Raw genomic sequence first — 12086 nt, 5'->3', positions numbered from 1 at the left:
CGTGTGCTCTTCCGATCTCGGCTAAAGCCCCTCCCACGGGCACCGGTTTCATGTGGGAGGGGCTTTAGCCGCGACATAACCTCAATAGGCCTGTTGGTAGATGGCCAGCGCATGGGCTTCGCTCATCTCGCGCGGGTTATTCACCAGCAGGCGTTGCTGCTGCATGGCATCACGGGCCAGGGTCGGCAGCATATCGCGGGGCACACCGGCATCGCGCAGGCACGTTGGCAGGCCGCTGCGCGCACTGAAATCTGCCAGGGCGGCAATAAATTGCTCGGTCTGCTGCATGGCACTGCCTGGGCGGAGTGTGTCACCCAGCACCAGCGGTGCCAGTTCGGCATACAGTGGCGCGGCCGCGCTGGCGTTAAAGCCCAGCACATGCGGCAGCACCAGCGCATTACTCAGGCCATGGGGAATATGAAAATGCCCACCCAACGGATAGGCCAGCGCATGCACGGCCGCCACCGGCGCGTTGGCAAACGCCTGCCCTGCCAGGCAGGAGCCGAGCAGCATGGCCTGGCGCGCCTCGCGGTTGCCGCCGTTGTGCACCACTTCATCCAGATTGGCGGCCAGCAGGCGCAGTGCCTCGCGCGCCAACAGGTCGGACAGCGGATTCTTTTTCAGCGCACTGGTATAGGCCTCAATGGCATGCACCATGGCATCGATACCGGTGGCGGCCGTCACCGCTGGCGGCAAGCCAAGGGTCAGCTCGGCATCCAGCAGCGCCAAGTCTGGCAACAGTAACGGCGAGACCACGCCCATCTTGGTGGTTGCCCCGGTGGTGATGATAGAAATCTGCGTGACTTCCGAACCGGTGCCGGCGGTAGTCGGCACTAGGATCAGCGGCAGGCGCTGGCCACGGGCATTGCCGACGCCGTATATCTGCGCCAAAGCCTGACCACAATCAGGGTGCGCCAGTAGCGCCACCAGCTTGGCCACATCCATCGAACTGCCACCGCCAAAGCCGACAATCAACTGCGCCTTGAGCGCCTTGGCCTGCTCGACCGCCGCCAGCAGGATGGCTTCGGGCGGATCGGCGACCACCTGATCAAATACCGCAACACTGACATCGGCCGCAGCGAAGCCAGGCAATACCTCGTCGAGCAAGCCGAGTTTGCTGATGCAAGGATCGGTGACGATCAGCACGCGCTGCGCACCGCGCTCACGGCACAGTTCAGCCAAGCGCCGCGATGCGCCGATTTCGCAGAGAATCTGCGCCGTGGTGGCAAAGCTAAAGGGCAGCATGTTTGTTCCTCTTGTGCGTAGCCCGAGCCGTCGACATGACGCCCGTAGTTTCAGAGTGCGACCGCTCCCGGATTGCATCCGGGCTACCCGAGCCCCGCCACTGTAGCCTGGATGAAATCCGGGAAAACGTCTTAGAAAGCAAAGCTCGCCTCATCCATCGCCATCAAACAGGACGCACCACCCAGCAACGCCTCGCGATGAGCGCTGGCCCGTGGCAGTACCCGGCGTAGGTAAAAGTCGGCCGCCTGCAACTTGGCCTGATAGAACGCTGCCTCGCCAGTTCCTGCCTCCAGTGCATCCTGCGCCCGCGCTGCGGCCTGCAGCCAGAAGCCGGCCAGCAGCACATAGGCCGAATACTGGAGGAAATCTACCGACATCGCGCCGATCTCCTGAACATCACGTTGGCTGGCAGCAATCACCTCGCTGCTCAGTTCGCGCCACTCACCCAGACGCGTTTGCACGCAGTGGGCCAGTGCTGCCAATGCCGGCCGGCTGACTTGCGCATCACACAGCTCACTGAACTCAGCCTGCAACGCCGACAGTTCAGCACCTCCGTCGCCGAGCACCTTGCGGCGCATATAATCCAATGCCTGAATGCCGTTGGTGCCTTCATAGAGTTGAGTGATACGGCTGTCGCGCATCAGCTGTTCGATGCCCCACTCGCGGATAAAGCCATGCCCGCCGTAAACCTGTACCGCATGGCTGGCGACTTCCTGGCCCATGTCAGTGAAGAAGGCTTTGACAATCGGGATCAGCAGCGCCGCGCGCTTGCCCGCCGCCTTGCGTTGCGCCGCGTCTTGATGGCCATGTTCCAGATCAAGCTGGCGCGCGCAGTAAACCGCGAGCATACGGCTGCCCTCGACTAGGCTCTTCTGCGTCAGCAGCATGCGCCGCACATCGGGGTGGTTGATGATCGGATCGGCCGCCTTGCCCGGCTCGGCCGGGCCGCTCAACGCCCGCGATTGCAGGCGCTCACGGGCATAACGCAGCGCGCCCTGGAAGGCTGCTTCGCCAATGCCCAGGCCTTGCAGGCCGACCTGAAAGCGCGCGTCGTTCATCATGGTGAACATGCAGGCTAGGCCCTGATTGGCCTCACCGACCAGCCAGCCAGTGGCACCATCAAAGTTCATCACGCAAGTAGACGCGCCCTTGATGCCCATCTTGTGCTCGATGGCCCCGCAGGACAGCGCATTACGCTCGCCTGGCGTGCCGTCAGCAGCGGCAATAAATTTCGGCACCAGCAACAGGCTGATGCCCTTGACCCCAGCCGGCGCATCCGGCAGCCGCGCCAGCACCAAGTGGATGATGTTTTCCGAAAGGTCCTGCTCACCGCCGCTGATAAAGATCTTGCTGCCGCTGACCTTATAGCTGCCGTCCGCCTGCACCTCTGCCTTGCTGCGCAGCAGCGCCAGGTCGGTGCCGGCCTGAGGTTCGGTCAGGCACATGGTGCCGGCCCATTGACCGCTCACCAGCTTCTCCAAATAGGCACTTTTCAGTGCGTCGCTGCCATGTTTGTACAGCGCCAGCACCGCGCCTTCGGTCAGACCGGAATACACGCGAAACGACAGCGACGCGCTCATCAGCATCTCGTGGAAATTACACGCAAGCATCTGCGGCAGCGCCTGGCCACCGTACTCGCTGGGGCCGGTCATGCTCGCCCAGCCGTTATCGACATATTGCTGATAGGCCTCGGCAAAACCATCCGGGGTGGTCACCTTGCCGTCGCTCAGTTGGCAACCCTGCTCATCGCTATTGCGATTAAGCGGAGCCACCACCTCGGCGGTGTAGCGTGCGCCCTCTTCCAGCACGCCATCAATCAGCTCGCGGTCGAGGCCATTGCCGAGCAGCTCGCAATGAGCACTGACATCAAACAATTCGTGCAGGACAAAGCGCATATCACGCAGCGGGGCTTGATAGCTCATATCCGGCCCTCCTGCACTTCGGCAAAGCGCTGGCCGCTAGCCGCCAGTTTTTCAATCAGTGCCGCCGGCTGCCAGTGCTGACCAAAGTGCGCTTGCAGGCTCTGCAAACGCGCCAAAATATCCGCCACACCCTGGCTATCAGCCCAACTCATTGGCCCGCCCTTATCGGCCGGGAAACCGTAGCCATTGAGGTAGACCAGGTCGATGTCATGGCTGTTGGCGGCGATATTCTCCTCAAGGATTTTCGCGCCCTCATTGACCAGCGCCAGCAGGCAGCGCTCAAGGATTTCCGAGGGGTCGATATCCCGGCGGACGAAGCCCAGCTGCTCAGACACCTGCAGCACCAAGGCATCCACCTCAGGGTCGTGCTCAGCCTGGCGACTGCCCTCGGCATAGCGGTAATAGCCCATACGCGCCTTCTGACCGAATCGACCGAGGCCGCACAAGCGGTTATCCACCTGCACCGTTGGATCATCCTGGCCCTTGCCGGCCAGCTCGCGTGCGCGCCACTCCAGATCAATACCAACCACGTCGTACATGCGGAACGGCCCCATGGCGAAGCCGAAGCCCTGCAGCGCAGCATCCACCTGATGCGGATAAGCGCCTTCAAGCAGCAGCATGCGTGCTTCGCGCACGTAGGTATGCAGCATACGGTTGCCGATAAACCCGTCGCAGTTACCGGCCACCACGCTGACTTTGCCGATGCGCTGACCCAGGGCCAAGGCGGCGTCCAGCACCGCTGGAGCGGTCTGCGCGCCACGCACGATTTCCAGCAATTTCATGATGTGCGCCGGACTGAAGAAGTGCAGCCCCAGCACGTACTCGGGCCGCGTAGTCACAGCGGCAATCGCGTCGATATCCAATGCCGAGGTGTTGCTGGCGAGGATTGCACCCGGCTTCAGGGTCGCGTCGAGGGTGCGGAAGATCTGCTGCTTGAGTTCGAGGTTTTCATACACCGCCTCGATCACCAGGTCGGCATCGGCCAGCGCGACGTACTCGCCCACCGGCGTTACGCAGGCCAGGCGCGCGGCCGACTGTTCGACACTAATTCGCTCTAGCTTGACGTTGTGCGCATTGGTCTCAGCCACCACAGTCATGGCCTGCTCAAGCATCTGCGGGTTGTTGTCCAACCACAGCACCTGAATACCGGCGTTGGCCAGGCTCATGACAATACCGCGGCCCATCGTGCCCGCACCGATCACCGCGACTTGCTGAATACTGAATGCCTTGCTCATGCCCAATCCTCTTGGTTGCTGCGACAGGAAACGCGTGCTGGCGAAATAAATTCGTCTGCCACCATATGCAAGGCGTTACTATTTTTGAAATTTAGTCTTGTGATAAGTCGTATTCAGCAGATGAATATCTCAACCTTCGATCTCAACTTGCTACGCGTATTCGACGCGCTGATGCGCGAGCAGAATGTGTCCCGCGCAGCCGAGCGCCTGGCCCTAAGCCAGCCGGCGGTGAGCAATGCGCTTAATCGCTTACGCGAGCTGCTCGACGACCCGCTGCTGGTAAGAGTTGGCCGCAGCATGCAGCCGACACCGCGAGCGCAAGCGCTGGAAACGCCGATCCGCGCGGCCTTGCAGCAAATTGAGCAAAGTCTCAGCGCCGGCGAGGCGTTCGACCCAGCCAGCAGCCGTCAGCACTTCAATATTGCAGTGACCGATTACGTCGAATTGATCTGCATGCCGCGCCTGCTCAAGCAGCTCAGTCAGCAGGCACCCGGCATGCGTATCGACATTCGCCACCTAACGCCGAGCCTGCCGGCCGAAGCGCTGGATAAAGGTGAGTTGGACTTGGTACTGGGACGCTTCGAGGAGATTCCCGCGCGCTTTGCTCGGCAGCACTGGATGAGCGAAACCCTGCAACTGGCCTTGCGCCGTGATCATCCGTTGGCGGCAGGGCCTATGGATCTACCGACCTTTCTGCAACTGCGCCACCTGTGGGTTCATGGCGGGCAGACCCGTGGCATGGTTGACCAGTGGCTGGGCGAACAGGGCCTGTGTCGGGAGATCCTCTACACCACGCCCAACTACCTGCAGGCCGCGCATATCGTCGCCAGCAGTGAACTGGCCGCCGTACTGCCAACTCAACTGGCGCGCCACTTTGCCAGCCTGCTGCCGTTGCAGTTGTTCGAGCTGCCGTTCGCCCTCGGCCCGTTTCATCTGGAAATCGTCAGCCTGGCCCAGCGCCAACGCGACCCGGCGCTGCGCTGGTTGGTTGAACAGATCAGCGCCACTGGCCAGCGCTGAGAGCGCTACGCCTCGCTAAAAACCAGCCACGTACCGCTGCTTCCCATGAATTACGCAGACAGAAAAAAGGCCGCCACCGATAAGCAATGATCAGTGGCGGCCCGGGAAACCGGTGGGCAGTGTGCTAGAGCGCGGCACCGCCAATCAACATACCGTGCATAACCGTATAGGTCTTACGCCCGGACTGCAGGATCAGTGGGTTGCGGTCAGCAATCACCCAACCCCGGGCCAGCATTTTGTCGATATGCGCGCGCAACTCAGGTAAGTAGCGTTGCTCTTGCTGAGGCGACTCTATTCTGCTCATGCTCTAACTACCTATCTTTCTTTGCCAGCAGCCAGAGACACCTAGCCTCAGCCATTCCTATTAGCCGCCACAAAGCATAGTGGCCAACTGCCGGTCATTATAGCGGCAGTTGGCCACCCGTCTGTAAGCATAGGGTATTAGGCCGCTATAGCGTTTGGCTTACATCCCCTTCAGCTTAGGTCGCGTTACCAGATGCGGTCGCAAACGGACCACCGCAATGACTGACGATTAATCAAAACACCCGGAGACCCGCTCAGTGATCAAAAGGTATTGCGCAACACCACTTCATTAAAAGGCAGCTTGCCAATACGCGGCTTCGGCTCGACGGTCTTCTTACCCACCGCGACCATCAGCGCGATCACGTGGTTATCCGGCAAGTTGATCAGCTTGGCCACGGCTGCAAAGTCGAAGCCGTCCATTGGGCAGGAATCCAGGCCCTTACCACGCGCGGCGAGCATCAGCGTTTGCGCCATCAGGCCGCAGCTGCGCATGGTTTCATCGCGCTGCACCTGTGGTTTATCGCGGTAATAGGTGTCGATGGCACCCGCCATATAGGCCTGCACTTCCTCGGGAGCGCCTTCCCAGGCACGGCCAACATTCGCCTGCCAGCTATCGAGCTGGGCACAAACCACCACCAGCATCGACGCATCTGTTACTTGCGCCTGGCCCCAAGCCACTTCACGTAGCTGCTGGCGCAGCGCAGGGTCGCTGACTTCGACCAAGCGCACATGCTGCAGGTTGAACGCCGACGGCGCGAAAAGCGCCAGTTGCAGTAGCTCGTCTTTTTCTACAGGGCTGAGAGTAAAGGCCGGGTCATAACCTTTGACGGCGCGACGGCTGCGAATGGCTTCATCGATATGCATGGTTGTTCCTTGGTAGCGCGGAGGGAGGAGCGCTAATGCTAGGCACTGATACAACGCAATGCCAAACGCCTTTACCGATAACAATGATCGTCCTAGGCGATTGTGCATAGCAGCCTGTTAAAATCGTCGGCCCACGCAGACTGATACGACCCATGACCCCAGACGCGCTCGCCACCCTGCAACAGCACCTGCTCACCGCCCTGCATACGCCGCCCTGCGAGACCCGCCGCCTGTTTCACGGCCGTGGACGCTGCTGGCCAGGGCTGGAACAAGTCACCGTGGACTGGCTGCAAGGCGTGCTGCTGGTGGCATTGTTCAAACCACTGAGCGATAGCGAATTACAGGCACTGCGCAGCATGTTGCTGGAGCTCGGCCAGAGCATGGCCTGGCAACAGAGTGGCGCGCGCAGCCTGTTGCTACAGCAACGCTACCTGCCCGAAAGCCCAACCGACTGGCTACTCGGTGAGCCCGTGGAGCACTGGGACATTTGCGAGCACGGCCTGCATTACCGGCTCGACCTGGGCCGCAAGCAGAACACCGGGCTATTTCTCGATATGCGCTACGGCCGCCAATGGGTGCAAGCACAGGCAGCGGGCAAACGCGTGCTTAACCTGTTTGCCTACACCTGCGGCTTCTCGGTGGCGGCACTGGCTGGCGGTGCGTGCCAGGTGATCAACCTGGACATGGCCAGAGCAGCGCTCAGCCGGGGCCGCGACAACCATCGGCTGAACCAACAGGACCTGAGCCAGGTGGTGTTCCTCGGCCATGACCTGTTCAAATCCTGGGGCAAGGTCGCCAAATACGGCCCCTATGATCTGATCATCATCGACCCACCGTCCTTCCAGCGCGGCAGCTTCGTACTGAGCAAGGATTACCCGAAAGTCTTGCGCCGCCTGCCCGAGCTGCTCAGCGCAGATGGCGTGGTCCTAGCGTGCAGCAACGAACCGGAAATCGGTCCGGATTACCTGATTCAGAGCATGGCCAGCGAGGCTCCCTGCCTAAACTTCAGCGAACGCCTGAGTAACCCGCCGGAGTTCCCTGATAGCCAGCCGGATAGCGCCTTGAAGGCACTGGTATTTCGCCGCAACTGAGGCCTGCTGACTGAGGGTCTGTTGCCGTTTCATCGCGAGCCGCTTTGCTGCGAGTGAAACGGCAACAGACACCTAGGCAAATACAAAGTACTTGCGCACCGTCTCAACCACCTCCCAAGTGCCTTTCATCCCAGGTTCGACGATAAAGATGTCGCCGGCCCGCAGATGAATCGGCGCTTGGCCCTCCGGGGTGATGATGCAGTACCCCTCTTGGAAGTGGCAGTACTCCCATTTTTCATAGGCCACCTGCCACTTTCCAGGCGTGCAGATCCAGGTGCCCATAATCTTGCTGCCATCCTCCGAGGTGTAGGCATTCAGGTTCACGGTGTGAGGCTCTCCAGCAATCCGCGTCCACTTACAGGCGTCCAGTAGCGGGATGGGATGGGTATCGCGCAATACGGTAATCGGTTGCATGAGTTGCTCCTGAGATCAGAGGGACAAGATGCGCCAGCCTAGAACCGCCGCCTTGCCAGGACTGTCCCGAGGTCGACCTTCAACTGCCTGGAAGCGCTGCGACAGTGCCCAACTGAGAAGGAAGCTGCGTGCTACTTGAAATGAGGTTTGTTGGTTTCTCGCCGTTTACCCGCTCGAAGGTGTTCTCTGTCTAACTCTTACCGCTTGATCATCCGCGGTGATTTTGACGTTTTGCTGCGCACCGCCCTGTTCAAAACCTGCCAGGTAGCCACGAGGACGCCAAAGCCGCGCTACGCGAGTTAATAACGCAAGTAACCGCAGACGGTTAAACCGCTATGAGCCATAAGCAGGCAGGGCGTGGCCCAAGCAGGTGGTTTAAAAAGAGTCGACGAGGCAGCGAGACAAGAAAAACAGGCGAAAAACAGCATTTACACGTTGTACATGAGCATTTTGAGACGGTTTTCAGCCTAGGAGAGGCAACCTAGATAGTTTTTAAACGGCCTACCAGGGGGTTAAGCTGTGGCCCATGAGCACAGCGCCCTTTATCACACCAGTTGAGTCCAACCGCACGGATGCGCCTTCAGGCTTACGCATCGGTGGCGACTGGACGCTGGCCCATTACGCAGCCCTGGAAGCCAAGGTGCAGGCCCTGCAAAGTAGCTTGCACAGTACGGCCAACGTCGACCTGCAAAGCCTCGGCGCACTGGACACCGCCGGTGCCGCCTTGCTGGTGGAGCTGTTGGGTAGCCAGCGTCTGGCGCAACTGGCCAAGGACGCGCCGGGCCTGACCAGCGAACGCCGCGCGCTATTACAGGCCGTGGGTACGGCCATCGCCGATGCCGGCGATGCGCTGCCGGCCAAGCGCATACCAGCCTGGCGCGAGTTTTTCGGGCAGATCGGTCAGGCCGTGGAAGAACTCTGGCAACAAGCCGTGGCGCTGCTCGGGTTTATCGGCATGACCCTGGCGGCGATGACCTCCATCATCCTTCGCCCAAGCCGCTGGCGCCTCACCTCGTTGGTGGCCCATTTGCAGCAGAGCGGCCTGAATGCCGTGCCTATTGTTGCCCTGCTGACTTTTCTGGTCGGCGCGGTGGTGGCCTTTCTCGGGGCCACAGTGCTTGCCGACTTCGGCGCAAGCATCTACACGGTCGACTTGGTGGCGTTCTCCTTTTTGCGTGAGTTTGGCGTGCTGCTCACCGCCATCCTCATGGCCGGCCGCACCGCCAGTGCCTTTACCGCCCAAATCGGCTCAATGAAGGCCAATGAAGAAATCGACGCCATTCGCACCCTCGGCATGAGCCCTATGGAGCTGTTGGTGCTGCCGCGCGTATTTGCCTTGCTGATCGCACTGCCGATCCTCACCTTTATCGCCATGCTCAGCGGTATCCTCGGTGGCGCAGTGGTCTGCGCCTTGAGCCTGGATATCTCGCCGGCCATGTACTTGGCCATGCTGCAGGAAAACATCGCCCTCAAGCACTTCTTGGTCGGCATGGCTAAAGCGCCGGTGTTTGCCTTCCTGATCGCGGTGATCGGCTGCCTGGAAGGCTTCAAAGTCACCGGCAGCGCGCAATCGGTGGGCGAGCGCACCACCTCCAGCGTGGTTCAGTCGATCTTTGTGGTAATCGTGCTCGACGCCCTGGCGGCGCTGTTTCTGATGGAGATGGGCTGGTGACAGGCGAAGCAATCATTGAGGTGCGCAATCTGGTCAATCGCTTCGGCGCGCAAACCGTGCACCAGGACCTGAACCTGGACCTCTATCGCGGCGAAGTGCTTGGCGTGGTGGGTGGCTCGGGCACCGGCAAATCGGTGCTGCTGCGCAGTATTCTCGGCCTGCGCCACGCCAACGCCGGAACCGTAAAGGTATTCGGCGAAGAGCCGCTGAACCTCCCTGCCGAGCGCCGCTCACAACTGGAGCGGCGCTTCGGCGTGTTGTACCAACGTGGCGCGCTGTTTTCCTCACTGACCGTGACCGAGAACATCGCCCTGCCGCTGATTGAGCATGCCGGCCTCAAGCGCCCTGCGGCCGAGCGCCTGGCCCAAGTCAAACTGGCGCTGGCCGGCCTGCCGCGTGAAGCAGGCGACAAATACCCTACTGAGCTGTCCGGCGGCATGATCAAACGCGCCGCACTAGCGCGGGCGCTGGCCCTGGAACCGGACATCCTGTTTCTCGATGAACCCACCGCCGGGCTCGACCCCATTGGCGCAGCGGCCTTTGATCAGTTGATCCTGACCCTGCGCGACGCCCTTGGCCTTAGCGTGTTTCTGGTCACCCACGACCTCGATACGCTCTACACCATCTGTGACCGGGTGGCAGTACTGGCGGAAAAACGCGTACTGGTGGCCGACCGCCTAGACGCCGTGGCCGCCACCGATAACCCATGGATTCACGAGTACTTTCACGGCCCGCGTGGACGCGCAGCCGAACAGGCCGCTAGCCGCGCGCCAGGGAGCAACTGAATGGAACCGCGTGCCCACCACGTATTGATTGGCCTGTTTACCGTGCTGATGCTCAGCGCCGCATTGGGCTTTGCCCTGTGGCTAAGCAAAGCCAGCTCGGATCAGGAGTTAAACGACTATGACGTGATCTTCAACGAGGCGGTCAGCGGCCTTTCGCCAGGCAGCGCTGTGCAGTACAGCGGCATCAAGGTCGGCGATGTGCTCAGCCTAAGCCTCGACCCGCAAGACCCGCGCAAAGTCCGCGCACACATCCGCGTGAGCGCCAACACCCCGATCAAGCAGGATACCCGCGCCCGCCTGTCGATCACCGGGATCACCGGTGCCTCGCTCATCCAGCTGCACAGCGGCACCCCGGAAAGCCCGAGACTCGAAAGTAAAGACGGCCAACGCGCGGAAATCATCGCTGACCGCTCGCCGCTCTCGCGCCTGATGTCTAACGGCGAAGACCTGGTGCTCAGCGTTACCCGCCTGCTCAACCGTGCCAACCAGCTGTTCTCCCGCGACAATATCGAGCGTATTTCGCGCACCCTGGAAAATATCGAACAGACCAGCGCCAGCGTCGCCGAGCAACGCGACGAGCTGCGTACGGCCCTGCAACAGGTGAGCAAAGCCAGCCAGGAAGCAGCGGACCTGATGCGCAACGCCAACCAACTGCTCAACGGCCAGGGTCGCGACGCGATGAACAACGCCAGTCGCCTGATGGCCTCGCTGGAGCGCAGCAGCAACACCGTAGAGCAACTGCTGAGCAATAACCGCAACGCCCTCGACGGCGGCATGCAAGGTGTTGCCGAGCTTGGGCCAACCATTATCGAACTGCGCGAAACCCTCAGCAGCCTGCGCTTTTTCGCACGTCGCCTGGAGGAAGACCCCGCCGGCTACCTGCTGCGCAGCGATACCATCAAGGAGTTCCAACCATGAGCCCTCTGCGCCTGCTCGCCGCATTGCTGCTGATCGGCAACCTGGCCGCCTGCTCGCTGTTACCAAAAAGCCAGGCACTGAGCATCTACCGCCTACCCGCCAGCAGCTTGCCCACACACACCGTCAGCGCCGACTGGGCCCTGCGGGTGAACACCCCTTACAGCAGCCAACTGCTCGACAGCACACGCATTGCCGTACTGCCTCCGGGCGACCAGATCAGCGCCTACCAAGGCGTACGCTGGAGTGACCGTGCGCCACTGCTGCTGCGTGACAGGTTGATCGATGCCTTCCTGGATGACGGCCGCCTGCAAGCCGTTAGCAGCGATGAAAGTCGCCTGCAGGCTGATCTGGCGCTAGACGGCGACCTGCGCGCCTTCCACAGCGAATACCAGAACGGCCGCCCTGCCGCGCGCATCCAGTTTGACGCGCGCCTGGTTGAGAGTGGCAGCCTGCGCATTCTCGCCAGCCGACGTTTCGAGGTCAGCCAGGTCGCCAGCGACACCTCGGTGCCAGCCGTGGTCGATGCCTTCGGCAAGGCCGGCGACCAACTGGCGCGCGAAGTGCTGGAATGGACCCTCAGCCAGGGCAACGCGGCGCAAGCACAGTGAAGGCGATCA

At 61.2% G+C, this 12086-nt stretch carries 12 protein-coding genes; 6 read left to right on the top strand and 6 right to left on the bottom strand.

What is annotated here, in order from left to right:
• Positions 1 to 81 precede the first annotated feature (81 nt).
• The 3 genes from VCA57_RS21455 to VCA57_RS21445 form a co-directional block, all read right to left on the bottom strand.
• A complete protein-coding gene (locus VCA57_RS21455) occupies positions 82 to 1245 on the bottom strand; it encodes an iron-containing alcohol dehydrogenase (RefSeq protein WP_411187443.1) in 1164 nt (387 codons plus the stop codon).
• 131 nt (positions 1246 to 1376) lie between these two features.
• Entirely contained in the window at positions 1377 to 3167 is a 1791-nt protein-coding gene (locus VCA57_RS21450) for an acyl-CoA dehydrogenase C-terminal domain-containing protein (RefSeq protein ID WP_411187441.1), read from the bottom strand.
• Complete coding sequence (locus VCA57_RS21445; RefSeq protein ID WP_411187439.1) at positions 3164 to 4402, bottom strand: 3-hydroxyacyl-CoA dehydrogenase NAD-binding domain-containing protein; 1239 nt, start codon at positions 4400 to 4402, stop codon at positions 3164 to 3166. The genes VCA57_RS21450 and VCA57_RS21445 overlap by 4 nt, the downstream gene beginning before the upstream one ends.
• A 120-nt stretch (positions 4403 to 4522) precedes the next feature.
• Between VCA57_RS21445 and VCA57_RS21440 the strand changes: the two genes are divergently transcribed.
• Positions 4523 to 5422: a LysR family transcriptional regulator gene (locus VCA57_RS21440; RefSeq protein ID WP_411187437.1), complete on the top strand. Its 900-nt coding sequence runs from the start codon at positions 4523 to 4525 to the stop codon at positions 5420 to 5422.
• 124 nt (positions 5423 to 5546) lie between these two features.
• Here VCA57_RS21440 and VCA57_RS21435 read toward each other — a convergent pair whose 3' ends face one another.
• Together VCA57_RS21435 and VCA57_RS21430 are read right to left on the bottom strand one after the other, a co-directional pair.
• A complete protein-coding gene (locus VCA57_RS21435; RefSeq protein ID WP_411187435.1) occupies positions 5547 to 5726 on the bottom strand; it encodes a hypothetical protein in 180 nt (59 codons plus the stop codon).
• 260 nt (positions 5727 to 5986) lie between these two features.
• The gene (locus tag VCA57_RS21430) at positions 5987 to 6589 is read right to left on the bottom strand and encodes a nitroreductase family protein (protein WP_411187433.1); all 603 of its coding nucleotides are present in this window, start codon (positions 6587 to 6589) and stop codon (positions 5987 to 5989) included.
• A gap of 152 nt (positions 6590 to 6741) precedes the next feature.
• Between VCA57_RS21430 and VCA57_RS21425 the strand changes: the two genes are divergently transcribed.
• Positions 6742 to 7680 carry a class I SAM-dependent methyltransferase gene (locus VCA57_RS21425; protein WP_411187431.1) on the top strand — a complete coding sequence of 313 codons (939 nt, stop codon included), beginning with the start codon at positions 6742 to 6744 and terminating at the stop codon, positions 7678 to 7680.
• Between the two features lie 72 nt (positions 7681 to 7752).
• Here VCA57_RS21425 and VCA57_RS21420 read toward each other — a convergent pair whose 3' ends face one another.
• On the bottom strand, positions 7753 to 8094 hold the full coding sequence (locus tag VCA57_RS21420) for a cupin domain-containing protein (protein WP_411187429.1): 342 nt from the start codon (positions 8092 to 8094) through the stop codon (positions 7753 to 7755).
• A 526-nt stretch (positions 8095 to 8620) separates the two neighbouring features.
• Between VCA57_RS21420 and VCA57_RS21415 the strand changes: the two genes are divergently transcribed.
• From VCA57_RS21415 to VCA57_RS21400, 4 genes are read left to right on the top strand one after another with little or no spacing between them, the layout of a single operon-like run.
• On the top strand, positions 8621 to 9766 hold the full coding sequence (locus tag VCA57_RS21415; protein ID WP_411187427.1) for an MlaE family lipid ABC transporter permease subunit: 1146 nt from the start codon (positions 8621 to 8623) through the stop codon (positions 9764 to 9766).
• On the top strand, positions 9763 to 10551 hold the full coding sequence (locus VCA57_RS21410; protein ID WP_411187425.1) for an ABC transporter ATP-binding protein: 789 nt from the start codon (positions 9763 to 9765) through the stop codon (positions 10549 to 10551). The genes VCA57_RS21415 and VCA57_RS21410 overlap by 4 nt, the downstream gene beginning before the upstream one ends.
• A complete protein-coding gene (locus VCA57_RS21405; RefSeq protein ID WP_411187423.1) occupies positions 10552 to 11469 on the top strand; it encodes an MlaD family protein in 918 nt (305 codons plus the stop codon).
• Entirely contained in the window at positions 11466 to 12077 is a 612-nt protein-coding gene (locus VCA57_RS21400) for an ABC-type transport auxiliary lipoprotein family protein (RefSeq protein ID WP_411187421.1), read from the top strand. The genes VCA57_RS21405 and VCA57_RS21400 overlap by 4 nt, the downstream gene beginning before the upstream one ends.
• Positions 12078 to 12086: the final 9 nt, after the last annotated feature.

It is taken from the genome of Pseudomonas sp. (genome assembly GCF_046581935.1).
Taxonomy (GTDB): domain Bacteria; phylum Pseudomonadota; class Gammaproteobacteria; order Pseudomonadales; family Pseudomonadaceae; genus Aquipseudomonas.
This window is presented reverse-complemented; position numbering and strand designations above follow the sequence as displayed.

What these genes read in the sequence shown, in the direction of transcription:
- VCA57_RS21455 (WP_411187443.1), bottom strand. Translation starts at nt 1,245, where the DNA reads ATGCTGCCCTTTAGCTTTGCCACCACGGCGCAGATTCTCTGCGAAATC.
- VCA57_RS21450 (WP_411187441.1), bottom strand. Translation starts at nt 3,167, where the DNA reads ATGAGCTATCAAGCCCCGCTGCGTGATATGCGCTTTGTCCTGCACGAA.
- VCA57_RS21445 (WP_411187439.1), bottom strand. Translation starts at nt 4,402, where the DNA reads ATGAGCAAGGCATTCAGTATTCAGCAAGTCGCGGTGATCGGTGCGGGC.
- VCA57_RS21440 (WP_411187437.1), top strand. Translation starts at nt 4,523, where the DNA reads ATGAATATCTCAACCTTCGATCTCAACTTGCTACGCGTATTCGACGCG.
- VCA57_RS21435 (WP_411187435.1), bottom strand. Translation starts at nt 5,726, where the DNA reads ATGAGCAGAATAGAGTCGCCTCAGCAAGAGCAACGCTACTTACCTGAG.
- VCA57_RS21430 (WP_411187433.1), bottom strand. Translation starts at nt 6,589, where the DNA reads ATGCATATCGATGAAGCCATTCGCAGCCGTCGCGCCGTCAAAGGTTAT.
- VCA57_RS21425 (WP_411187431.1), top strand. Translation starts at nt 6,742, where the DNA reads ATGACCCCAGACGCGCTCGCCACCCTGCAACAGCACCTGCTCACCGCC.
- VCA57_RS21420 (WP_411187429.1), bottom strand. Translation starts at nt 8,094, where the DNA reads ATGCAACCGATTACCGTATTGCGCGATACCCATCCCATCCCGCTACTG.
- VCA57_RS21415 (WP_411187427.1), top strand. Translation starts at nt 8,621, where the DNA reads ATGAGCACAGCGCCCTTTATCACACCAGTTGAGTCCAACCGCACGGAT.
- VCA57_RS21405 (WP_411187423.1), top strand. Translation starts at nt 10,552, where the DNA reads ATGGAACCGCGTGCCCACCACGTATTGATTGGCCTGTTTACCGTGCTG.
- VCA57_RS21400 (WP_411187421.1), top strand. Translation starts at nt 11,466, where the DNA reads ATGAGCCCTCTGCGCCTGCTCGCCGCATTGCTGCTGATCGGCAACCTG.